Here is a 21,994-nt window from a genome sequence, read left to right as displayed (position 1 = left end):
GCCATGGAAAAAAAACGGCAGCGCTTTCACTCTCCGCCCCCCACGGCCCCCATTTCCACCGCCCGGGACACCTCTCTGGCCTTTCGGCTGAATCTGGGATTTTTCTTCCGCCAGCTGTGCATCTTTGTGGTGCTGGACCTGCTGCTGGCCGGTATGGCTCTGTGCGGGCTGATCCTCTACGGAGAAAACCGCTGTGCCGATGTGGCCGCCCTGGTGGAGGAACGGGGCGTCCCCACCCAGGACGCCCTGGCCTGGATGGAGGCCAGCGACTACACCATCACTCTTTTGGACGGGGAGCCCACAGGCTACCCGGTGCCCATTTTCGCCTGGCTCCCCATCCGTGAGGAGACCGCCGACGGTCTGCGGCTTTGGGACTTAAGCCATTATTACCAGATCCAGATGCCCAGCGAGACCACCCCCTACGCCATCACGGTCAACCTGACCGGCATCTTCCAGACCTTGTACTGGGCAGGAGTTGTGGTGCTGGTGTTTCAGGGCATCTTCCTGCTCACCAGCCTGTTTGGCAACAACCGCTCCATCCGCAAGGTGCTGCGCCCCCTTCAGGAGCTGGCCGCCACCGCCTCCCGCCTCAGCTCCATGACCCACATGTCCCGCCAGGAGCTGGAGGCTCTGGCCGGGGAGCTGGAGAAGATCAATGCCAAGCACCTGGACAGCCGCATCGATCTGCCCGCCACCCAAAAGGAACTGCGCTCTCTGGCCCAGTCCATCAACGCCATGCTGGAGCGCATCAACCGGGCTTACAGCGCCCAGGCCCGCTTCGTCTCCGATGCCAGCCACGAGCTGCGCACCCCAATCGCCGTCATCCAGGGCTACGCCGCCCTGCTGGACCGCTGGGGCAAGGACGACCCGGAGGCCCTGCAGGAGTCCATCAGCGCTATCCGCTCCGAGGCCAAGTCCATGGAGGAGCTGGTGGAGCAGCTTCTCTTCTTAGCCCGGGGAGATAACGACACCCAGCCGGTAAAACCCAGTCTGTTTGATCTGTCCGCTCTGGCCGGCGAGGTACTGCGGGAGGAAGAGATGATCTGCCCCGACCGGGTGTTCCTACCCCGCTGGGGAGAAGAGCCGGTCCCGGTGCGGGCCGACCAGGGACTGATCAAACAGGTCATGCGCATTTTAATGGACAACGCCATCAAATACAGTCCCCCGGGCAGCCGGATCTATCTGCGTCTCTCCACCCAGGAGCGCTATGCCCGTCTCACCGTACAGGATGAGGGAGACGGCATTCCTCCCGACAGCATCCCCCACATCTTCGAGCGCTTTTACCGGACCGACCAGTCCCGGGACCGGAAAACCGGGGGCACCGGGCTGGGTCTGTCCATTGCTCGCTGGATCGTGGAGCGCCACGAGGGATGGTTGGAAGTGGTCTCCCGCCCCGGTGTGGGTACCCGCATCTCCTTTTTGCTGCCTCTGGCGCCGCCGGAACAGGAGGCAGGATAATGTGGTATGTCTATCTGCTGCGCTGCGCCGACGACACCCTGTACGCCGGCTGCACCAACGATCCCCCGCGCCGCCTTCAGCAGCATAACGCCGGGCAGGGCGCCAAGTATACCCGCTCCCGCCGTCCGGTCTCCCTGGTCTATCTGGAGCAGGCCGGGGATCACGGCCAGGCCCTGCGCCGGGAGGCCGCCTTAAAGCGCCTCACCCGCAAGGAGAAACTGGCCCTGATCGCCGCCGCGCCCCCTCTTTCCGACTCACTTATACCCACTGAAAAAAAGACGCCTTAGGGCGTCTTTTTTTGCTTTCGTTTTTCAAACCGAGGCATGCGCTTTTTTCAAATGCTATTTTTTTGCAGAATGCCCTTCCTCTCTTGCTTTTTCCCTGTATCACTACTATAATGTATGCTGATTTCTTATCACATTCTCCGCACCCCCTTCTTACACCAACGACCGGAAAAGGAGATGCTTATCCGATGAAGCGCGCTGCCATTCCCCTGATCCTGCTGGTGTCTGGATTTGTTCTGGGGCTGCTGTGTTCCGTATCGCTGCGGCACCCTGCCGCCGCCACGCCCGCTGCCGTGATTCAAAAGGAAGAAACTCCCTCGGAATCCGCGGTAAACACGACCAGCCTGCTTCACACTGCCGCCGCGGTCACCAATGCCTTGCATGACCAGGACTATGAGACTCTGTCCACCTATGTGCATCCCACCCGCGGGGTGACCTTTACCCCCTACTCCACGGTGGACCTTCAGCGCGACCAGAACTTTACCGCCGATCAGATCAAGAATCTGTCGTCGGATACCAGCACCTACACCTGGGGCTATGAGGACGGCCGGGGCGAGTCCATCCAAATGACCATGTCGGAGTATTTTACCCGCTTTGTCTTTGATGCGGACTATACACAGGCCCCTAAGGTGGGCGTGGACCAGATCATCACCAGCGGCAACGCCCTGGAAAACCTGACCGAGGCCTACCCAGACTGCCACTTTGTAGATTTCTGCTATCCCAGCCGGGACCCTGCCAACGAGGGACTGGATTGGTGTTCCCTCAAGCTGGTGTTCCTGGGAGAGAAAACCTCCTGGTATTTGGTGGGTGTGGTCCACGGAGAGTGGACCATCTGATGCACCCAAGATCATCCTTCAGCCGAAGACGGCTTTCATATTAGAAAGAGAGGCTTGCCGATACTGTGAAAATCATCATTATAGGCACCGGAAAAGTCGGTTTTTCTCTGGCGGAGCAGCTTTTGAACGAAAAGCATGACATTACCATCGTGGACACCCAGGACAGCGCCCTGCGCCGCGCCACCGACGCGCTGGACATTATGAGCGTCAAGGGCAACGGCGTATCCACCGACACCCTGCGGGAAGCGGGAGCGGAGGACGCCGATCTGCTGGTGGCTGCCACCAACTCCGACGAGGTGAACATGGTCTGCTGTCTCACCGCCAAGCACCTGGGAGCCAAGTACACCATCGCCCGCATCCGCAACCTGGAGTATAACCTGGGTCTGCACGAGCTGAAAAAGAACATGGGCATCGATATGGTCATCAACCCGGAAAACGCCACGGCGGTGGAAATTTCCCGCCTGCTGCGCTTCCCATCGGCGGCCAACATCGAGACCTTCTGCCGCGGCCGGGTAGAGCTGATGGGCTTTCGCCTGCAGGAGGGGGACTTCCTGGTCAACCAGCCCCTCCACGCCCTGTCTGCCCAGGTCAAGCAGCTCTCCCTGCTGGTGTGTGCCGTAGACCGGGACGGCGAGGTCACCATCCCCAACGGTTCCTTTGTTCCCCAAGTGGGGGATAAGCTCTATCTCATCGGCCGCCCCACCAGCCTGGACCAGTTCTTCCGCCTGCTGGGCCGGTACAGCCCCAAGGTAAAGACGGTATTCATTGTGGGCGGCGGCAAGATCTCGGTGTACCTCACCGCCATTCTGGAAAAGATGAAGATGCGGGTCAAGATCGTGGAGCTGAGCGAAAAGCGCTGCCGTCTGGTCAGCGAGATGATGCCCCGCACCACCGTGATCTGCGGCGACGGCACCGACCAGGAGCTGCTGGAGTCTGAGCGCATGTCCGCCGCCGACGCCTTTGTCGCCCTCACCGACCGGGATGAGGACAACCTGATCATCTCCCTGTACGCCATGCAGCAGGGCATGCACAAGGTGGTCACCAAGTGTAACCGCCAGAACTATACCGGCATTGCCCGGGCCGTGGGTCTGGACAGCGTCATCTCCCCCAAGCTTATCACCGCCGCCCAGATCCTTCAGCTGGTGCGCGGCATGCAGAACTCCCAGGGCAGCGTGATGAATACCCTCTACCGCATTGCCGATGGCAAGACTGAGGCCATGGAGTTTACCGTTGGCCCCTCCACCCGCCATCTCAATGTGCCCCTGCGGGATCTGCACCTGCACAAGGGCATCCTCATCGCTGTCATCATGCGGGACGGCGAGATCATCATCCCCGAAGGTTCCTCCTGCATCCAAGAGGGTGATTCGGTCATTATCATCTCCCGTGACCGGCCCATCCAGGATCTCAATGACATCTATGCCGAGGAGGACGCAAGCTTTCTCCTGACTGGAGGCAAGGATGAACATTAAGCTGGTTTTTAAGCTTCTGGGCCGGATTTTGTCCATGGAGGCCGCCGTGCTGGTACTGCCTATGGCGGTAGCTCTGCTCTACCACGAAAGCCCCATGCCTTTTGTGTGGAGTATTCTGGTCATTTTGTGCATCAGCCTTCCCCTGTCCTTCCTGCCCGCAGAGCGGCACTTCCACGTGCGGGAGGGCTTTGTGTCGGTGGGACTGCTGTGGCTGCTCACCGGCGTGGTTGGCGGACTTCCCTTCTATTTTTCCGGCTATTTCAACTCTTTTATCGACTGCGTGTTTGAGGCTTCTTCCGGCTTCACCACCACCGGAGCTACCATTCTCACCAACATCGAGGCCTTGCCCTACGGCATCCTCTTCTGGCGCGCCTTCACCCACTGGCTGGGCGGCATGGGCGTACTGGTGCTGGTCACCGCCATTGTCCCCTCCCTGGGGGTGCGTCCCCACTACCTCACCCAGGCGGAGACCCCCGGTCCGGTCTTTTCCAAGCTGGTGCCCAAGCAGTCCCAGACCTCCAAGATCCTCTATCAGATGTACTTCGCCCTCACGCTGGCGGAGGTCATTTTGCTGAAGATCTGCGGTCTGCCTCTGTATGACGCCCTCATTCACTCCTTTTCCACCGCCGGCACCGGCGGCTTCTCCAACCGCAATCTCAGTGTGGGCGCCTACGGCAATCCCACCGCCGAAATCATCATCGCCATTTTCGCCCTGCTCTTCTCACTGAACTTCGGCCTGTATTTCCTTCTGCTTCAGCGCCGGTTCAAGGAGGCGCTCAAGAGCGACGAGGCCCGGTTCTTCCTGCTGCTGGTGGCGGGTTCCACTGCGCTGATCACCATCAATATCATGCCCATCTATGAGAACGTGTGGGACAGCCTGCGCTACGCCTTCTTCCAGGTGGCGTCCATCATTTCCACCACTGGCTTTGCCACGGCGGACTTTGTGCTCTGGCCCCACTTCTCCCAGATGATTCTGGTGATCCTCATGTTCTGCGGCGCCTGCGCCGGCTCTACCGGCGGCGGCATCAAGTGCTCCCGGGTGGTCATGCTGCTGCGTTCCATCCGCCGGGAGCTGCACCGCATTGCCCATCCCCGCTCGGTGGAAGTGGTGCGTCTGGACGGAAAGCCGGTGGATGAGAGCACTCTGCACTCCGTGCTGGTGTTTATCGGCTTTTACATTCTGATCATCCTCACTGCCGCTTTGGTGGTCTCTCTGGATAACGTCCCCTTTGACGTCTCCTTCTCTGCCGCCCTCACCTGCGTGAGCAACGTAGGTCCCGGTTTGGCAACCATCGGCCCCTCCGGCAATTTTGCCGCCTTCTCCCCGCTGAGCAAGGTGGTCCTCTCCCTGTGCATGATCATCGGCCGGTTGGAGATCTTTCCCATCCTGGTTCTGTTCAGCCGCCACACCTGGCGCCGCAATTAGCATTTCGCCTGTTTCTGCCCGCAGTGTTCTGCTGCGGGCATTTTTTATACCTCGAGACTGCGTTTTGCACAATCCCCCTTGCATTCTATCCTTGGTATGGTAAAATGATGATAAGAGGCCTGTGATTTTCTATATTTTTTGGTTGTTTCCAACAAGCGCAGGCTTCTATATCCAAAGAAAGGGCGTGTTTTCATGGAGAACCTGTACTGGCTGGGCTTTGCGGGCGCACTGGCTGCCCTCCTGTTTGCTCTGCAGCAAAAGAGGCGGGTCATGTCCTATTCGGAAGGGACCCCCGCTATGCAAAAAATTGCCGGGGCTATCCGCTCCGGCGCCAATGCCTACCTCAAGCACCAGTACGCCACGGTGGCCAAGGTCTTTGCCGTGGTCTTTGTTCTGCTGCTGGTCATGGCCTTCGGCACGGGCGGACAGATGCTCTCCCGATTCACTCCCTTTGCCTTTCTGACCGGCGGCATCTGGTCCATGCTGGCCGGTCTGGTGGGCATGAAAATTGCCACCAACGCCAACGCACGCACCGCCCAGGCCGCCAGTGAGCGCCTGAACCGCGGCCTGCGGGTGGCCTTCTCCTCGGGCTGTGTCATGGGCTTTACCGTGGTAGGCCTTGGACTGCTGGACATCTCCCTGTGGTTTGTCATCCTGCGCCTGGGGGCCGGGATCGACGACCCGGTGACTCTGGGCAATATCATGGTGATGAACGGCATGGGCGCCTCCTTTATGGCTCTGTTCGCCCGGGTGGGCGGAGGCATCTACACCAAAGCTGCCGACGTAGGTGCTGACCTGGTGGGCAAGGTGGAGGCGGGTATCCCGGAGGACGATCCCCGCAACCCCGCCACCATTGCGGACAACGTGGGCGACAACGTAGGCGATGTGGCCGGTATGGGCGCTGACCTGTACGAGTCCTATGTGGGCTCCATCCTGGCCACTTTCGCTCTGGGCGCCAGCGCCGGCTACGGCTGGAATGGGCTGATTTTGCCCATCCTGCTGGCGGTGTGCGGCATTTTGTGCTCCATCGTGGGCAGCTTCTTCGTAAAAACCGAAGAGAACGCCTCCCAGAAATCCCTGCTGCGCTCCCTGCGCACCGGCACCTATCTGGCCGCTGCTCTCTCTGCCATCGCCGCCGCTCCCCTCACCTATTTCCTGCTGGGCCACTGGGGCGTCTATGTGGCCATTCTGGCCGGACTGGCCGGGGGCTGCGCCATCGGCTACTTCACCGAATATTACACCTCCGACACCTATAAGCCCACCCAGCGGCTGGCTGCCGCCTCCGAGACCGGCGCGGCCACCGTAATTATCGGCGGCATCTCTCTGGGAATGTTGTCTACCATCGCCTCCATCCTGGTGGTGGCCATCGCCATTCTGGTCAGCTTCTACGCCGCCGGGGGAGCCTCCTCCTTTAACCAGGGGCTCTACGGCATCGGCATCGCCGCCGTAGGCATGCTGTCTACCCTGGGTATCACCCTGGCCACCGACGCCTACGGCCCCGTGGCCGACAACGCGGGAGGCATTGCTGAGATGTCCGGCCTGCCCGAGTCGGTTCGGGAGCGTACCGACGCTTTGGACTCCCTGGGCAACACCACCGCCGCCACCGGCAAGGGCTTTGCCATCGGCTCGGCCTCCCTCACCGCACTGGCTCTGTTGGTGTCCTATGTGAATATCGTACAGACCAAGACTCCCGAGGTGCTGGACCTCACCCTCACCAATCCTCTGATGCTGGTGGGGCTCTTCATCGGAGCCATGCTCACCTTCGTCTTCTCCGCCCTCACCATGAACGCAGTGCAGACTGCCGCCCAGTCCATCGTGGTAGAGGTACGCCGCCAGTTTAAGGAAATCGCGGGCATCATGGAACATGAGACTGACCCGGACTACGCCTCCTGCGTGGCTCTGTGTACCAAGGGCGCGCTGAGGGAGATGGTAGTCCCCGCCCTGCTGGCCATCGTGGTGCCTATCCTCACCGGCCTTATCCTGGGCCCTATCGGCGTGGTGGGGCTGCTGGGCGGCGTGTCGGTGACCGGCTTTGCCATGGCGGTGTTTATGTCCAACGCGGGCGGCGCCTGGGACAACGCCAAGAAGTACATCGAGGCGGGCCACCACGGGGGCAAGGGCTCCGACTGCCACAAGGCCGCCGTGGTGGGCGACACGGTGGGCGACCCCTTTAAGGACACCTCCGGTCCCTCCCTGAACATTCTCATCAAGCTGGTGTCCACGGTGTCCATCGTGTTCTCCGGATTGGTGGTGGCCTTTCACATTTTGTAATGTTTCTCCCTGATATCACAAAGAGGACCCGGCTCAGGCCGGGTCCTCTTCTGTTTCCTCACTGATCCAGTTAATGGAGGCCTGGGCTGTCTGGAAACTTCCTGATCTCCAAATTCCAAGCTTTTCATACTCTTCCGCCGTCATCAGGGGGTAGTTCCAAAATCCCACCTAGTGCGTATAATTCATCCAGGACTGCAAAATCTTGCTGTTCTCCCCGGCACTCATGGGATAGGTGAGATAGCCCCGGCAGTTCTCCCCACCCAGCGGGATAGAAAACAGCGCCATGAACAAGTGCTTTTCTGTCGGGCTCCAGAAGATAGAATTTGTAGCGAACACTTCCTCCTCCAGGCGGTAGTAGTCCCCCAGATAGGTCGTTCCATCCTTGTCATAGAGCAGCCGCCCGGTGACGGTTCCCTCCATGTGAACACCCTCTACGCCTGTGTGTGCCGCAGACTTGAGAGCAATGCACTCGGTGGTGCGGTACTTGGGCTGGACCTGCCACTGGAAGTGGTGGATGATCTTCCACTGCCTGCCCGGAAGCTCCACCGCCAGGTTGGTCACCTTCAGCTCTTTTACTACATATTCGCTGTAATAGACCCCCGTGGAGGTGTACATCATCTTCCCATTGTTAAAGGGCGCTTCAGTTACCTCCGCCTCCACTCTCAGGGCCCCCTCCAGGCTGGACAAGTCCTCCGCTGACAGGTCGTCGGCCACCTGCTCCGGCACCCCCAGCTCCACCAGGTGGGAGCGGATCTCCTCCAGGCCCGCCTGCTCTCCCTCCGGCCGGGGCGTCCACTCCATAGGATAGCGGCCAAAGAGGAGGGTGGCCGCCGAAATGCACACCAGCAGAGCAGCAAACCAAGTGATCCAGATACTTCGGTCAGATACCCGCACCGGGGCGGGCTGTACCTGATAGCCTGCCTCATCCAGCAGATGGGCAAACTTACTCAGGCTGCGCAGGATCAGGATATAGACTACCAGGAGAGCCCCTACAATAATCAGCCCCTGGACATTCAGCAGGGCAAGGGCAGCCAGCACCAGATAGAACCAGATGAGCGCACCGGCGGCTCTCGCCTCGGCCGGCTGTCCCGCCCGGCGGCGTACTTCTATGATACCCTGCCACAGGCAGATATACTGGATCAGCGGAAGCATCAGTCCAGAATAGGACAGCCAGCTAAGGGGCTGTTCTGAAACCCAGATGGTGGCATTGAGTATCAAACCAGCAAACTGAAATGCCGCCTCGATCAAACTGATGACCCAGCAGGCAGTAAAGCACCGATTCTCCCTCCGCAGCGCCCGAAAGCCCAGCCACAGCAGTACCGTACCCACAGCCACCATCAGATCCTTTACGATCCAAACATTCAAGGTACACGTGGTCAGTCCGATGCCCCAGACAATGCGGTATATTGCCCGCTTCCAGGGCGTGATCGCCTCATCCACCACCGGGGGAGGGGGCAGCTCCCCCGCCTCCTGGGTCAGCAAAACGTCCAGCTTGTCCTCCTCACGCATCAAACTCACCTCCCAGCGCCTTCTGCAGCTTTTTGCGCAGGCGGTACAGCTTGCCCTCCACCGCCCGCTCGCTGGTTCCCAGCTCCGCGGCGATCTGCCGGGTGGACTGCAAGTAGTAATATTTTCGGTAAAACAATATCTGCTCCTGGTAGGACAAATTGCGGATGGCCTCTTGAAGCCGCTCCCGCTCCTCTGCTTTCAAAACCTGCTCCTCCGGGCCATCCCCAGGATGGGGCACCCTCTCGTCCCACTCCGCTCGCCCCGCCTCCCGGCGGCGCTGGGCTCTTTTGCGGTTGAGGGCCGCGTTCCGGGCCAGGGTGGTAAGCCAGGTGGTGAAGCTGCCCCGTTTCGCGTCAAATTGCTCCCGTGCCTGCCACACCTGGTGGAGCACATCGGCCAGGCACTCCTCCCGCTCCTGCTTGTCTTCCAAAATTGCAAAAATCACATAGTTCAAAAGCGGCGTATAGGCCGCCGACACCGCATCCAGGGCATCCGGCTCCCCGTCTACCAGACGGCGTACCGCCTCCTCTCCCTTCATAGCCCTCACCTCCTCCTGTGCGCCTCTATTCTATTATACATGGCCCGCCCGGTTACCCCACGGCGTTTTTCCAAAATATTCGTTTCTCTCCTCCATTTTCTTGGTTCTTTTTCCTCTTGTTATTTTCCTACTAATTTAGCAGGATAATAGTACCGAATGGCACTCCGAAAAACGGGCAAAACTACTGCCAACTGGAAAGGAGCGTTTATACTATGATCAACGTACGAAAGGCCGCGGTGATCGGCTGCGGTTTTGTGGGAGCCTCTATCGCTTTCAGCCTGATGCAGAAGGGCATTTTCTCCGAGCTGGTGCTCATTGACGCCAACCGGGAAAAGGCAGAAGGCGAGGCCATGGACCTGAGCCACGGTCTGCCCTACACCGCCTCCATGCGCATCTACGCCGGGGACTACGACGATGTGGCCGACTGCGCCATGGTCATCGTCACCGCCGGAGCCAACCAGAAGCCCGGCGAGACCCGCCTGGACCTGATCGGCAAGAACGTGGCTATTTTGAAGAGCATCATTCCCCAGCTCACCAGCCGGAATTTCAAGGGCATCCTGATGATCGTGTCCAATCCGGTGGATGTGCTCACCTACGCCGCCTGGCGGCTGTCCGGCCTGCCTGCCCACCGGGTGATCGGCTCGGGCACCGTGCTGGACACTGCCCGCCTCAAGTACCTGCTCAGCCAGGAACTGGGGGTAGACAGCCGCAACGTCCACGCCGCCATCATTGGCGAGCACGGAGACAGCGAGCTGGCGGTGTGGAGCAGTGCCAACATTTCCACCGTGGATCTGGCCCAGTTCTGCACCCTGCGTGGTATCCAGGACCAGGCCGCCCTGCGGGACAAGATCTACCACGAGGTGCGGGACAGCGCCTATGAGATCATCCAGCGCAAGGGAGCCACCTACTACGGCATCGCCATGGCGGTCTCCCGCATCGCCGAGTGTGTGATGAAGGACGAGCACGCCATGCTCCCTGTGTCGGTGCTGTTGGAGGGCCAGTACGGCCTGGACGGCCTGTGCCTGAGCGTCCCCTCCATCGTGGGAGAGAACGGCGTAGAAACCGTGCTGGAGATTCCTTTGGACGAGAAGGAGCACCAGGCCCTTCTGTCCTCCGCCCAGCAGCTCAAAGAGGTCATCGCCACCCTTGACCTGCCCTAATTTTCATGAAAAAGCCGGAGAGCGACGTGCTCTCCGGCTTTTTGATTATAGATTCTGGATGTCCGCCACCAGCGCGTCCACATCCTCCTCCCGGGTGGCCCAGCTGGTGCAGAAGCGCACCGCCGCCCGGTCCTCGTCCATCGCCTGCCAGAAAGAGAAGGCGTACTTCTCCCCCAGCTTGTCCCGCTGGGCCTGGGTCAGGATGGGGAACTGCTGGTTGGTGGGAGATTTATGGAGCATGGAGATGCCCTTTGCCTCAAAAGCTGCTGCCAACTTCTGGGCCAGAGCCACGGTGCGGCGGCCCAGCTGCTCATAGAGGCCCCCCTGGAACAGGACCTCAAACTGGATTCCCAGCAGCCGGCCCTTGGCCAACATGCCGCCCATGCGCTTGATCATATAGCGGAAATCCTTCTGAATGGCCGGGTCGGGGATGACCACCGCCTCTCCGAACAAGGCGCCCACCTTGGTGCCGCCGATATAAAACACATTGGCCAGCCGGGCCAGGTCGGCCAGGGTCACGTCGTTCTCCGCTGCACCCAGGCCATAGCCGCACCGGGCTCCGTCGATGTACAGGGGCAGGTGGTACTCATCGCAGGCCGCACGGATGTCCTCCAGTTCGGAGCGGGTATAGAGGGTACCCTCCTCGGTGGGCTGGGAGAGATAGACCAGACCGGGCTGGACGATATGCTCATGGGTGGCGTCCTCCCAGTGGTCCCGGCAGGCGCGGCGGATCTCCTGAGCGGTGATTTTTCCCTCCTTGGCGGGCAGGGGGAGCACCTTGTGGCCGCTGGCCTCAATGGCTCCCGTCTCGTGGACGTTGATATGTCCCGTCTGGGCACACAGCGCCCCCTGATAGGGCCGAAGGATGGCGGCAATTACGGTGGCGTTGGCCTGGGTACCGCCCACCAAAAACTCCACCGCCGCCTCCGGGGCCTGGCAGGCCTGGCGGATAAGTTCCCGGGCGTGATCGCAGTGGGGGTCCATACCGTAGCCCGCCGTCTGCTCCAGATTGGTCTGGGTCAGGGCCTCCAGAATTTTGGGGTGGGCCCCCTCCCCGTAGTCACATTCAAAGCGTATCATGTTCTTGCTCCCTTCCCGCCCTTTGGAAAGGGCGCTTGTTTTTTCTTATCATACCGCGCCCGCCACAACAGCGCAAGAATCCGCCCCTCACTTTTTGTAATTCTACATATTTTCTTTGTTCCCTCTTCCTTTTTTGTGGACAATCTGCTACAATAAGGTCAGCAAATTGGATGACAAAAGACACGGGTCCGGACTCTCTGCCCTTCTGTGCAGAGGCCCGGCCTTTCTGCGCCTGAGGCAGAGATACCATCAGAGGAGGAATTACCATGGACGAACTTCTGGAGCAGCTGATCGAGGAGAATCGCCATTATACCAAGGAAGGGCGCTTGGCCAATTACATCCCTGAGCTTGCCAAGGCCAACCAGGATGACCTGGGCATCTACGTAGTCTCCAGCGACGGCAAGACCAGCTTCGCCGGGGACTTTCAGAAGCGGTTTACTATCCAGAGCATTGTAAAGCCGCTCTTTTTACTCCTGGCTCTGATGGACAACGGGGAGGAGATGGTCCGCGCCCACGTGGGTGTGGAGGCCACGGGAAAGCCTTTTGACGCCATCAACTACACCGACCAGGCCCTGCTCAGCGAGCATCTTAACCCCATGGTCAATATGGGCGCCATTCTGCTGTGCACCCTTATCAAGGGTGAGACCTATGAAACGCGCTTCCAGCGCCTGCTGGAGCTGACCCGGAAGGTGGCGGGCAACCCAGACATCGATATCAGCCAGGCCGTCTATGAGTCGGAGAAGCGCACCGGCAGCCGCAACCGTGCCCTGGCCTTTCTGCTCAAGAGCCATGGTCTTATCCAGGATGACGTGGAGGAGGTGCTGGACTGCTACTTCAAGGCCTGCTCCATCCTGGTAAACTGCAAGGACCTGGCCAACATCGCCTTTGTCTTTGCCAACCGGGGCCGCCGCCCGGTGTCGGAGGAGCGTGTGTTCTCCAGCCGCTACGCCCACTATGTCAATGCCATTCTCATGACCTGCGGCATGTACAACGGCGCGGGCGACTTTGCCATCAAGGTGGGACTGCCCGCCAAGAGCGGCGTAGGCGGCGGCATTATGGCTGTCTCCCCCACCCGTATGGGCATCGGCATCTACTCCCCCGGCCTGGATGACAAGGGCAACAGCCTGGCTGGAATCCACGTGCTGGAGGACCTGAGCCGCAAGCTCTACCTCAGCGTATTTTAACCGCAAAAAATTGCCGCCTATATGGGCGGCAATTTTTTATGCTTCTCTAGTCCAGTGCCTGCTCCAGGGCATGGATGACGATTTTCATCGCTTTGATGCGGGCGTAGCGCTTGTCCACCGACTCCAGGATATTCCAGGGGGCATTCTCCGTGTTGGTGCGGGCGAGCATCTCGTTGACCGCCACCTGATAGGCATCCCACTTCTCCCGGTTGCGCCAGTCCTCGTCGGTGATCTTCCAGCGCTTCTCCGGGGTGTTCTCCCGGGCCTGGAAGCGCTGGAGCTGGGTATCCTTATCGATCTGCACCCAGAACTTCAGCACCACCGCGCCTGCGTCGGTGAGCTCCCGCTCAAACTCGTTGATCTCATCATAGGCCCGCTGCCAGTCCTCCAGGGTGCAGAAGCCCTCCAGCCGCTCCACCATCACTCGGCCGTACCAGCTGCGGTCAAAGATGGCGATGTGTCCCGTCTTGGGCAGCTTGCGCCAGAAGCGCCACAGGTAGTGGCGGTGCTTCTCATCCGGGGTGGGGCTGGCGATGGGCACCACCTCATAGCCCCGGGGGTCCAGGGCAGAAGCCAGGCGCTTGATGTTGCCCCCCTTGCCGGCGGCGTCCCAACCCTCGTAGGCGATGACCACGGGAATTTTCTTGCGGTAGAGCTGGTTATGCAGGTCCTCCAGCTTCTCCCGGCATTCCTCCAGTTCCCGCTGGTACTTGTCCTTGTCCATAGTCTTGTCCAGCTTCACCTTCTCCAGAGGCTGGATGTCCACCAGAGGCCAGCGGTACACCGGCGGCTCCGCTGTGGGTGGACAGCGCAGGGCGGCGGTAATCTGCTGGTAGAGCCAGTCGGCCGCCGCCAGCTGGGCACAGGGACCGGAGGTGGCGTCGATCACCTTCCAGGGAGCCCAGTCGGTGTGGGTGGCCTGCATGAAGTCGTCAAAGGCCTCCTGGGTGCGGCGGTAGTTCTTGTTCTGCCGCCAGTCGTTCTCCCCCGCCCGCCAGGCGGTGTCCTTATGCTTTTCCAGCTTCTCCAGGCGCTTGCGCTGGGTGTCCTGCTCAATGTGCAGAAACAGCTTTACCAGCAGGTAGCCTCCTGCCGCCAGCTGCCGTTCAAAGAGGTTCACACTCTCCAGCCGCCGCTGGTACTCCCCGTCAGACAGGTCGCCCCGCAGCCGCTCCCGCACCGTCTCATCCATCCACCCGGAATCCAGGAATAAAATTTTACCCTGCTCCGGGATGGCCTCAAAGTGACGCTTCAAGAAGGGCCAGCGCCGCTCCTCCTGGGTTGGCATGGTCACGCTGCGCACCAGAAATCCCCGGGGGTCCAGCTCCCGGATGAGGGAGCGGATCATGCTGCCCTTGCCGGAGGCCCCCCAGCCCTCGATGAGCACGATCACCGGCAGTCCCGCCCCCTTGATGGGCTGCTGCAAACCGGCCAGATCCAGCCGCCGGGCCTTCAGACGGACTTTGCACTCCGCCTCGTCCAACTTTTTCCGGTCAAATTTCCACTCCTCCAGCATAAAAAGCGCCCCCTTTGTTTTTCCTTTAGTGTATACGCACAGGCTGAAAATTACAATGAAAAAACGCGTCAAAAAGAGGTGATTTTCCTCTTTTTGACGCGCAGCTGGGCTTAGCCGCCCAGGTAAGCTTTTTTGATCTCGGGGCTGCGGATGAGCTCCTCGCCGGTGCCGGTGGTGACGATCTTGCCCGTCTCCAGCACATAGCCGCGGTGAGCCACGGACAGCGCCATCTGGGCGTTCTGTTCCACCAGCAGAATGGTGGAGCCCTGCTTATTCAGGTTCTTGATGATCTCAAAGATCTGCTCCACCAGCAGGGGGGCAAGGCCCATGGAGGGCTCGTCCAGCATCAGCAGCTTGGGGTGGGACATCATAGCCCGGCCCATGGCCAGCATCTGCTGCTCGCCGCCGGACAGGGTGCCCGCCACCTGGTTGCGCCGCTCCTTCAGCCGGGGGAACAGCTCAAAGACCATCTCCAGGTCCTTGGGCACTCCGGCCTGAGGCTGGGTGTAGGCTCCCATCTCCAGGTTCTCCTGCACCGACATCTGCAAAAAGACCCGCCGTCCCTCGGGGACCTGGGCCAGGCCCCGGGAGACCAGCTTGTCCGCCCGGATGTTGGTGATATTCTGGCCCTGGAAGGTAATGCTTCCGGTGCGGGTATGCAGCAGGCCGGAAATGGTCTGCAAGGTGGTGGTCTTGCCCGCGCCGTTGGCGCCGATGAGGGTGACGATCTCCCCCTGGTTTACCTCAAAGGAGATGTCCTTGATGGCGTGGATGGCGCCGTAGTAGACGTTGATCCCCTCAACTTTCAAAATGGTCTCCATGGATCACGCCTCCTTCTGCTTGCCCAGGTAGGCCTCAATGACCACCGGGTCGTTCTTGATCTCGTCGGGGGTGCCCTTGGCGATGATCTGACCGAAGTTGAGTACCGCGATGCCCTCACAGATGCCCATGACCAGGTTCATATCGTGCTCGATGAGCAGGATGGCAATGCCGAAGGTGTCCCGGATCTTGACGATGTTCTCCATCAGCTCCGCCGTCTCAGAGGGGTTCATGCCGGCCGCCGGCTCGTCCAGCAGCAGCAGGCTGGGGTTGGTGGCCAAGGCGCGGACGATCTCCAGGCGGCGCTGGGCGCCGTAGGGCAGGGAGCCCGCCTTGTACTTGGCCAGATAACCCATATCAAAGATGGACAGCAGTTCCATGGCCCGGTCGTGGGCCACCTTCTCCTCTTTCCAGTAGTTGGGCAGACGGAAGATGCCGCTCCACATCCCGTAGTTGATGTGGTTATGAAGGCCCAGCTTTACGTTGTCCTCCACAGTGAGGTTGTCAAACAGGCGGATATTCTGGAAGGTACGGGCGATGCCCGCCTTGTTCACCTGGACGGTATTCATGTTGTGGGTGTCCACACCATCTACCATGATGGTGCCACGGGTGGGCTGGTACACCTTGGTGAGCAGGTTGAAGACGGTGGTCTTGCCCGCGCCGTTGGGACCGATGAGGCCGGCAATCTCGGTGCGACCGATGGCCATGTTGAAGTCCTTTACCGCGGCCAGACCGCCAAAGTCGATGCCCAGGTGGCGGCACTCCAGAATGGGGCTTTTATCAATATCACGCTTGGGGATCTTGTTGGTGCTGGGCACCTCTACAAGCTTCACCGGCTCTTTGGGAATTCGGCTCATTGTGCCCCTCCTTTCTTCTCCGCCGCGCGGCTGCGCAGCCGGGCAAAGAAGCCCTGAATACTGGGGTTATTGGTGGCCAGCATGACCAGAATGAGGACGATGGCGTACACCAGCATGCGGTAGTCGGCAAACTGGCGCAGGGCCTCGGGCAGGATGGTCAGAGCAGCGGCAGCGATCACCGAGCCCCACATATTGCCCAGACCACCCAGAACCACGAACACCAGGATCAGGATGGAGGTGTTGAAGTCAAACTTGGTGGCGGTGAAGGTAACCTGGCTGCATCCATACAGAGTACCGGCGGCACCGGCCAGAGCAGCAGAGGTAACAAAGGCGATCATCTTGTACTTGGTCACGCTGATACCCACGCTCTCGGCAGCGATGCGGTTGTCCCGGGCGGCCATGATGGCCCGGCCGGTGCGGCTGTTGACCAGATTGAAAATAATGATCAGAGTGATCATCACCAGGATAAAACCGGCAATAAAGGAGGAGATCCGGGCGGTGTTCATCACGCCCATGGGACCTTTGATCAGCTGGATGCCGCCCTCGCCCAGGGTGTTCTTATCGCTGAGGAAGCTGAACTGGAAGCCGTCCTTATCCACGCCCAGATAGACGTTGGTCAGCAGGCTCTTGATGATCTCGCCGAAGGCCAGGGTAACAATGGCCAGATAGTCGCCATTGAGGCGCAGCACGGGGATACCGATAAGGAAGCCGAAGAAACCGGCCAGGGCGGCGCCCACCAGCATGGCCACGGCCAGGCGCAGGGGAGCAAAGGGAATCACACCTGCCAGAGCGCTGGCAGCGGAGCAGCCCATAAAGGCGCCAATGCTCATAAATCCGGCGTGGCCCAGGCTCAGCTCGCCGGACACGCCAACCACCAGGTTCAGGGCCAGAGCCATGGTGACGTAGGCACAGATGGGGATCAGCTGTCCCTCCAGCACAGAGCCGATGCCAACGGTACCCCGCAGCACCTGGATGATCAGGAAGGCCACAATGACCAGAGCATAGGTAAACAGGCTGGACCGGGTGGTCTTGTTCATATTCGCAAGTCGAATCATTCCTACCACCTCACACTTTCTCGCGCACGGTCTTGCCCAGCAGACCAGCGGGCTTGACCAGCAGCACCACGATCAGCACGCCGAACACCACGGCGGTGGACAGCTGGGTGGAGATATAGGCGCTGGCAAAGATCTCGATGATGCCCAGCAGCAGACCGCCCAGCAGAGCGCCGGGGATGGAGCCGATGCCGCCGAAGACGGCGGCGGTGAAGGCCTTGATACCAGGCATGGAACCGGTGGTGGGGGTCAGTGTGGGATAGGCAGAGCACAGCAGCACGCCGGCGATGGCCGCCAGAGCGGAACCAATGGCAAAGGTCATGGAGATGGTGCGGTTGACGTTGATGCCCATGAGCTGAGCCGCGCCCTTGTCCTCAGACACGGCGCGCATGGCCTTGCCCATCTTGGTCTTGCCGGTGAACAGGGTCAGGCACACCATGATCACGATACAGGCCACAATGGTCACCAAAGTCACGTAGGAGATGTTCAGCGGGCCTACCTGGAGCTGTCCGCTGCCTACAATGGGGGAGAAAATCTTGGGGCTGGAGGACCAAAGCAGCAGGGCGGCGTTCTGCAAAAAGTAGCTCACACCGATGGCGGTAATCAGCACGGCCAGGGAGGGCGCCTGACGCAGAGGCTTGTAGGCCAGCCCCTCAATGAGCACGCCCAGGGCGGTACACACTACCATGGACAACACCACGCCAGCCAGGGCGGGAACCACCATGGCAGCCACGCTGCCCTCCTCAAACATGGGGCTCATGCCCGTCACCGTGAAGAAGCAGGCGTAGGCGCCTACCATGATCACGTCGCCGTGGGCGAAGTTGAGCATTTTCGCAATGCCATACACCATGGTGTAGCCCAGGGCAATGATGGCATAGATGCTGCCCAGACTCAGCCCTCGGATCAAATAATCCAACAGGGTCAAGAAATCCATAATTCACTCACCTTTTCTCTCTTTTTGGGCGCATGGGAAAATTGCCGGGCCCTTCCGGCCCCTTTCCCATGCGTCCCCTTCTCACTTCAGAAATGGGTATCCCAGGGGGCTGCCGCGCAGCCCCCTGGGGATCGCTTTACGTTTTGACTGGGCTTAGTCCATGCCGACGTAAGCGCCGTCCTTGATGACCATGCCCTTGGGGCTCTTGGACACCGCACCGGTGGAATCCCAGGTGATGCCCGCGCCGTCGCCGGTCAGGCCGGTGAAGGTGATGGTGGGAAAGGTCTCCTTCAGCTTGGCATTGATATCAGCCGCGCTCATATCGGGGGTGCAGCCAGCGGTCTCCAGAGCCTGCTTGTAGGCGTAGACGCAGTCGTAGGCGTCAGCGGCAAACTGGATGGGAGTCTCGTTGTACTTCTCTTGATAGGCCTTGACAAAGTGCTGGGTGGCCTCGTCCTCGTCATCGGCGTTGAAGGGGGTCAGCAGCATGACGCCCTCGGCCAGGGAGGTATCAAAGTTCGCCTGGGTCAGGATACCATCCATGCCGTCCACGCCGAAGAACTTGGGGGCATAGCCCATGGCGTTGGCCTGGGTCAGGATCAGGGAAGCAGCATCATAGTAGATGGGCAGGAACAGCAGGTCGGCCCCGGCCTGCTTGGCCTGGGTCAGCTGCACGGTAAAATCGTTCTTGCTGTCCGCGGTGAAGGTCGCATTGCCCACTACGTTCAGGCCAAGAGTCTCAGCCTCAGCCATGAACTTATCCTTGATGCCGGTAGAGTAGTTGTCGTCGCTCTTCCAGATGATAAAGACCTTCTCGCCCAGCTTCTGCTCGGAGATGTATTTGGCGGAAGCGGTGCCCTGGTTGGGGTCGGAGAAGCACATCTGATAGACGTTGTCCTTGCCGGAGATGACGTCGGGGGAGGAGGCGGAGGGGGTCAGAGCAAAGATGCTGTCGGCAAAGTTGTAGCTGGAGGTGGCGATGCCGGGCTGGGTGGTGACGGAGCCCAGGGAGATCTGCATGCCCCACTCCTTCAGTGCGTTGTAGGCGTTGACGGCCTTCTCAGGGTCGTTGACGTCGTCCTCGTACTTCAGCTCGAACTGGATGGCGCCGCCCTCGGCATTGATCTCCTCCACGGCGATCTGAGCGCCGCGCTGGGCAGCCAGGCCGTAGATGGAGGCGTCGCCGGTCAGGGGGCCGGTGCCGCCCAGCTTGAACGCGGCACTGCCGGAGCCGTCAGCGCTGGTATTGGAGCCAGAACCGGAACCGCCGCCGCAGGCAGCCAGAGACAGCGTCATCGCTGCCGCCATGGTGAAGGCAAGAAACTTTTTCATAACAATCTCTCCTTACAGTTGGATTTCATATTGCGTACGATATATAAAAAGCGGCTTCGTTCCTGGGAACGCAGCCGCTTTTTAACCCGTTACACCCCACCTGATGGTGGAGAAAGCTGCGTTCGCTGAACCATCACGCCCAGAATGACCAATACCGCCAGCAGGGCGGCCAGAATAATTCGAGTGCTGAGCAGTACGGTTACACCCAGCAAAATAGCAAAAATGGACACCAGCAGAATGGTGTCCATCATGGCGTGATTCAGGAAAAAGCGCGCAAAGGAACCAGCCTCACGCTGGGGAGCAGCGTGGGACATGCACTGATATCGAGCTGCACAGCACTGCATCATCATGATCACGCACTCCTTTCCTTTCGCACTTCATCCGGATAAATCATTTTCCTTATTTTATGACAGCCCCGCACGTTCGTCAATGGGGCTTTCGTACAGAAACAGCACAGGTATCACTGTATATCCTGTCTCTTATGCACAACTTTCGACCCTTAAGCTTCTTCCAGGGGCACCGGGGCGGGTATCTTCTCCGGGTCGCTGTCCAAATACTCCTGGGATACGGCTTCCAGAGCCACCTCCTGCTCCCCGAGCATCTGGTTGAGCTGGTCCAGGCACCGGCCCGCTTTGCTCAGCTCATCGGCGGCGTGGGAGATGGTGGATTCCACCTGGCTGCGCAGCTGCTCATACTCCTGCTGCACCTGGCGCAGCCACTGCTCCGTCTGCCGGCGGACCTGGCGGGCCTGCTGATCGGCCTGCTCCTGTACCGCGTGAGCCCGGCAGTGGGCCTGCAGCTCCATGCCCGCGGTGCGGTCCTTCACCGCCGCATAGGCGGCGGCGTCGGGCTCCAGCGCAGCCACCCGGGCGCGCAGACGGTCCCGCTCCTGGCGCAGCTGGGTCAGCTCCTCACTCTGGGTCTTTTCCCGCTGCCGGATGTCCTGAAGCACTCCCTTGGTCTGCTCCAGCTCCCGGGACATGCTTTCCCGCTCCCGGCTGAAGATGGTCTCCCGCTCCTCCAGCTCGCCGGAGCGGCGGCGCAGCTGCTCCAGCTCCTGCTTCTGCTGCTCCAGCTGCTTTTCCAGCTCCTGCTGCTTCTGCGCATTCTCCGCGGCGGTCTTTTCCAAATAATCCAGCACGTCCTGGCGGTTAAATCCGCCTACGGCGGCACTTCGGAAGGGATGATCCATGGGGCACCTCGTCTCTGCCCCAAAATCCGGGGCGTTTTGTCAGTTTCCGTGTTATTCTACCACACTTCCAAAAGAATTACAATTCTTTCTGGCCATTTGACCGTTGCTTTTCATTGACGGCCCAAATTCGGGATGGTATACTATATTAGTTTTAAATGAGACGAGAGGGGTAACTTTATGTGGGTTTCCGACCAATGGAAGGACTATGAGCTCATTGACTGCGGGCGCGGCGAAAAGCTGGAGCGCTGGGGGGATCAGCTGCTGGTGCGGCCCGATCCTCAGGCCATCTGGAACACGCCCCGCACCCACCGCGGCTGGAAGGTGAACGCCGGGCGGTATGCCCGCTCCTCCACCGGAGGAGGCCAGTGGCAGAACAAGTCCATGCCCCAGCGCTGGACTGTGTCCTACCGGGACCTTACCTTTAATATTAAGCCTATGAACTTTAAGCACACCGGCCTGTTCCCGGAGCAGGCGGCCAACTGGGACTGGGCCCGGGAGCAAATTCAGAAAGCGGGCCGTCCCATCAGCGTGCTGAACCTGTTTGCCTACACCGGCGGAGCCACCGTGGCCTGCGCGGCGGCGGGCGCCAAGGTGTGCCACGTGGACGCGGCCAAGGGCATGGTCCAGTGGGCCCGGGAAAACGCCAAGAGCTCCGGGCTGGAGAACGCCCCCATCCGCTGGATCGTGGACGACTGCGGCAAGTTTGTAGAGCGGGAGATCCGCCGGGGCCGGAAGTACGACGCCATCATCATGGATCCCCCCTCCTACGGCCGGGGTCCCACCGGTGAGGTGTGGAAGCTGGAGGAGAACCTCTACCCCTTTGTGGAGCTGGTGAGCGGGGTGCTCTCCGATGATCCCCTGTTCATTATCCTCAACTCCTACACCACCGGTCTGGCCCCCAGCGTAGTCACCTACATTCTGGAGACCGTGGTCTCCAAAAAATTCGGCGGCCACACCGTCAGCAACGAGCTGGGCCTGCCTGTCACCCAGACCGGCCTGGTGCTGCCCTGCGGCGCCACCGGCCGCTGGAGCAAGTAAGCCTTTGATTTTTTGATCTCTAAGTGAGGTATTGCTATT

20 protein-coding genes are annotated in these 21,994 nt (G+C 60.2%); 9 read left to right on the top strand and 11 right to left on the bottom strand.

The features are described 5' to 3' along the window. Positions 1–3 precede the first annotated feature (3 nt). From ACEVJL_RS07000 to ACEVJL_RS06975, 6 genes are all read left to right on the top strand, one after another. Positions 4–1,458: a sensor histidine kinase gene (locus ACEVJL_RS07000; RefSeq protein WP_374737309.1), complete on the top strand. Its 1,455-nt coding sequence runs from the start codon at positions 4–6 to the stop codon at positions 1,456–1,458. Continuing rightward, the gene (locus tag ACEVJL_RS06995; protein WP_235397993.1) at positions 1,458–1,745 is read left to right on the top strand and encodes a GIY-YIG nuclease family protein; all 288 of its coding nucleotides are present in this window, start codon (positions 1,458–1,460) and stop codon (positions 1,743–1,745) included. Before ACEVJL_RS07000 ends, ACEVJL_RS06995 begins: the two co-directional genes overlap by 1 nt. Before the next feature lie 185 nt (positions 1,746–1,930). Beyond that, complete coding sequence (locus tag ACEVJL_RS06990; protein WP_374737308.1) at positions 1,931–2,578, top strand: hypothetical protein; 648 nt, start codon at positions 1,931–1,933, stop codon at positions 2,576–2,578. Positions 2,579–2,643: 65 nt separating this feature from the next. Then, entirely contained in the window at positions 2,644–4,047 is a 1,404-nt protein-coding gene (gene trkA / locus ACEVJL_RS06985) for a Trk system potassium transporter TrkA (protein ID WP_374737307.1), read from the top strand. Beyond that, on the top strand, positions 4,037–5,473 hold the full coding sequence (locus tag ACEVJL_RS06980) for a TrkH family potassium uptake protein (protein WP_151076317.1): 1,437 nt from the start codon (positions 4,037–4,039) through the stop codon (positions 5,471–5,473). The genes trkA and ACEVJL_RS06980 overlap by 11 nt, the downstream gene beginning before the upstream one ends. A 192-nt stretch (positions 5,474–5,665) precedes the next feature. Beyond that, positions 5,666–7,744, top strand: a complete 2,079-nt coding sequence (locus ACEVJL_RS06975; RefSeq protein WP_374737306.1) for a sodium-translocating pyrophosphatase — start codon at positions 5,666–5,668, stop codon at positions 7,742–7,744. A 168-nt stretch (positions 7,745–7,912) separates the two neighbouring features. Here ACEVJL_RS06975 and ACEVJL_RS06970 read toward each other — a convergent pair whose 3' ends face one another. Together ACEVJL_RS06970 and ACEVJL_RS06965 are read right to left on the bottom strand one after the other, a co-directional pair. Then, positions 7,913–9,262, bottom strand: a complete 1,350-nt coding sequence (locus ACEVJL_RS06970; RefSeq protein ID WP_374737305.1) for a hypothetical protein — start codon at positions 9,260–9,262, stop codon at positions 7,913–7,915. Beyond that, a complete protein-coding gene (locus ACEVJL_RS06965; RefSeq protein ID WP_374737304.1) occupies positions 9,246–9,791 on the bottom strand; it encodes an RNA polymerase sigma factor in 546 nt (181 codons plus the stop codon). The genes ACEVJL_RS06970 and ACEVJL_RS06965 overlap by 17 nt, the downstream gene beginning before the upstream one ends. Positions 9,792–10,003: 212 nt before the next feature. On the opposite strand from ACEVJL_RS06965, the gene ACEVJL_RS06960 reads away from it, so the two are divergent. Continuing rightward, on the top strand, positions 10,004–10,951 hold the full coding sequence (locus tag ACEVJL_RS06960) for an L-lactate dehydrogenase (RefSeq protein ID WP_020989867.1): 948 nt from the start codon (positions 10,004–10,006) through the stop codon (positions 10,949–10,951). Between the two features lie 45 nt (positions 10,952–10,996). Here the strand turns inward: ACEVJL_RS06960 and ACEVJL_RS06955 are convergent, their stop codons facing one another. Next, positions 10,997–12,031, bottom strand: coding sequence for a threonine aldolase family protein (locus ACEVJL_RS06955; protein WP_374737303.1), 1,035 nt, complete (start codon positions 12,029–12,031; stop codon positions 10,997–10,999). A gap of 266 nt (positions 12,032–12,297) precedes the next feature. On the opposite strand from ACEVJL_RS06955, the gene glsA reads away from it, so the two are divergent. Beyond that, the gene (glsA, locus tag ACEVJL_RS06950; protein ID WP_008981508.1) at positions 12,298–13,215 is read left to right on the top strand and encodes a glutaminase A; all 918 of its coding nucleotides are present in this window, start codon (positions 12,298–12,300) and stop codon (positions 13,213–13,215) included. A gap of 46 nt (positions 13,216–13,261) precedes the next feature. Here glsA and pap read toward each other — a convergent pair whose 3' ends face one another. The 8 genes from pap to ACEVJL_RS06910 all read right to left on the bottom strand — a co-directional run bounded on the left by pap (position 13,262) and on the right by ACEVJL_RS06910 (position 20,917). Continuing rightward, a complete protein-coding gene (gene pap / locus ACEVJL_RS06945) occupies positions 13,262–14,731 on the bottom strand; it encodes a polyphosphate:AMP phosphotransferase (protein WP_374737302.1) in 1,470 nt (489 codons plus the stop codon). Positions 14,732–14,841: 110 nt separating this feature from the next. Further along, a complete protein-coding gene (locus tag ACEVJL_RS06940) occupies positions 14,842–15,543 on the bottom strand; it encodes an ABC transporter ATP-binding protein (protein ID WP_040649869.1) in 702 nt (233 codons plus the stop codon). Between the two features lie 12 nt (positions 15,544–15,555). Next, the gene (locus tag ACEVJL_RS06935) at positions 15,556–16,407 is read right to left on the bottom strand and encodes an ABC transporter ATP-binding protein (protein ID WP_374737301.1); all 852 of its coding nucleotides are present in this window, start codon (positions 16,405–16,407) and stop codon (positions 15,556–15,558) included. Continuing rightward, positions 16,404–17,462, bottom strand: coding sequence for a branched-chain amino acid ABC transporter permease (locus ACEVJL_RS06930; protein ID WP_110442021.1), 1,059 nt, complete (start codon positions 17,460–17,462; stop codon positions 16,404–16,406). Before ACEVJL_RS06930 ends, ACEVJL_RS06935 begins: the two co-directional genes overlap by 4 nt. Before the next feature lie 10 nt (positions 17,463–17,472). After that, complete coding sequence (locus ACEVJL_RS06925; protein WP_374737372.1) at positions 17,473–18,384, bottom strand: branched-chain amino acid ABC transporter permease; 912 nt, start codon at positions 18,382–18,384, stop codon at positions 17,473–17,475. A 162-nt stretch (positions 18,385–18,546) separates the two neighbouring features. Beyond that, on the bottom strand, positions 18,547–19,725 hold the full coding sequence (locus tag ACEVJL_RS06920) for an ABC transporter substrate-binding protein (RefSeq protein WP_374737300.1): 1,179 nt from the start codon (positions 19,723–19,725) through the stop codon (positions 18,547–18,549). Positions 19,726–19,814: 89 nt separating this feature from the next. Further along, positions 19,815–20,075 (bottom strand): hypothetical protein, encoded by a 261-nt coding sequence (locus ACEVJL_RS06915; RefSeq protein ID WP_110442019.1) that lies wholly within the window; start codon positions 20,073–20,075, stop codon positions 19,815–19,817. 149 nt (positions 20,076–20,224) lie between these two features. Further along, the gene (locus tag ACEVJL_RS06910; RefSeq protein WP_374737299.1) at positions 20,225–20,917 is read right to left on the bottom strand and encodes a hypothetical protein; all 693 of its coding nucleotides are present in this window, start codon (positions 20,915–20,917) and stop codon (positions 20,225–20,227) included. Positions 20,918–21,094: 177 nt separating this feature from the next. Here ACEVJL_RS06910 and ACEVJL_RS06905 point away from each other — a divergent pair, with 177 nt between their 5' ends. Next, entirely contained in the window at positions 21,095–21,955 is an 861-nt protein-coding gene (locus tag ACEVJL_RS06905) for a class I SAM-dependent methyltransferase (RefSeq protein WP_374737298.1), read from the top strand. Positions 21,956–21,994: the final 39 nt, after the last annotated feature.

It is taken from the genome of Flintibacter porci (assembly GCF_041925195.1).
GTDB lineage: Bacteria > Bacillota > Clostridia > Oscillospirales > Oscillospiraceae > Lawsonibacter > Lawsonibacter porci.
The sequence above is the reverse complement of the archived record's forward strand: the minus strand, read 5'-3'. Positions and strand labels throughout refer to the sequence as shown.

What these genes read in the sequence shown, in the direction of transcription:
- ACEVJL_RS06915 (WP_110442019.1), bottom strand. Translation starts at nt 20,075, where the DNA reads ATGATGATGCAGTGCTGTGCAGCTCGATATCAGTGCATGTCCCACGCT.
- pap (WP_374737302.1), bottom strand. Translation starts at nt 14,731, where the DNA reads ATGCTGGAGGAGTGGAAATTTGACCGGAAAAAGTTGGACGAGGCGGAG.
- ACEVJL_RS06935 (WP_374737301.1), bottom strand. Translation starts at nt 16,407, where the DNA reads ATGAGCCGAATTCCCAAAGAGCCGGTGAAGCTTGTAGAGGTGCCCAGC.
- ACEVJL_RS06930 (WP_110442021.1), bottom strand. Translation starts at nt 17,462, where the DNA reads ATGATTCGACTTGCGAATATGAACAAGACCACCCGGTCCAGCCTGTTT.
- ACEVJL_RS06965 (WP_374737304.1), bottom strand. Translation starts at nt 9,791, where the DNA reads ATGAAGGGAGAGGAGGCGGTACGCCGTCTGGTAGACGGGGAGCCGGAT.
- ACEVJL_RS06955 (WP_374737303.1), bottom strand. Translation starts at nt 12,031, where the DNA reads ATGATACGCTTTGAATGTGACTACGGGGAGGGGGCCCACCCCAAAATT.
- ACEVJL_RS06995 (WP_235397993.1), top strand. Translation starts at nt 1,458, where the DNA reads ATGTGGTATGTCTATCTGCTGCGCTGCGCCGACGACACCCTGTACGCC.
- ACEVJL_RS06910 (WP_374737299.1), bottom strand. Translation starts at nt 20,917, where the DNA reads ATGGATCATCCCTTCCGAAGTGCCGCCGTAGGCGGATTTAACCGCCAG.
- ACEVJL_RS06990 (WP_374737308.1), top strand. Translation starts at nt 1,931, where the DNA reads ATGAAGCGCGCTGCCATTCCCCTGATCCTGCTGGTGTCTGGATTTGTT.
- ACEVJL_RS06980 (WP_151076317.1), top strand. Translation starts at nt 4,037, where the DNA reads ATGAACATTAAGCTGGTTTTTAAGCTTCTGGGCCGGATTTTGTCCATG.
- ACEVJL_RS06975 (WP_374737306.1), top strand. Translation starts at nt 5,666, where the DNA reads ATGGAGAACCTGTACTGGCTGGGCTTTGCGGGCGCACTGGCTGCCCTC.
- glsA (WP_008981508.1), top strand. Translation starts at nt 12,298, where the DNA reads ATGGACGAACTTCTGGAGCAGCTGATCGAGGAGAATCGCCATTATACC.
- ACEVJL_RS07000 (WP_374737309.1), top strand. Translation starts at nt 4, where the DNA reads ATGGAAAAAAAACGGCAGCGCTTTCACTCTCCGCCCCCCACGGCCCCC.
- ACEVJL_RS06920 (WP_374737300.1), bottom strand. Translation starts at nt 19,725, where the DNA reads ATGAAAAAGTTTCTTGCCTTCACCATGGCGGCAGCGATGACGCTGTCT.
- ACEVJL_RS06960 (WP_020989867.1), top strand. Translation starts at nt 10,004, where the DNA reads ATGATCAACGTACGAAAGGCCGCGGTGATCGGCTGCGGTTTTGTGGGA.
- ACEVJL_RS06905 (WP_374737298.1), top strand. Translation starts at nt 21,095, where the DNA reads ATGTGGGTTTCCGACCAATGGAAGGACTATGAGCTCATTGACTGCGGG.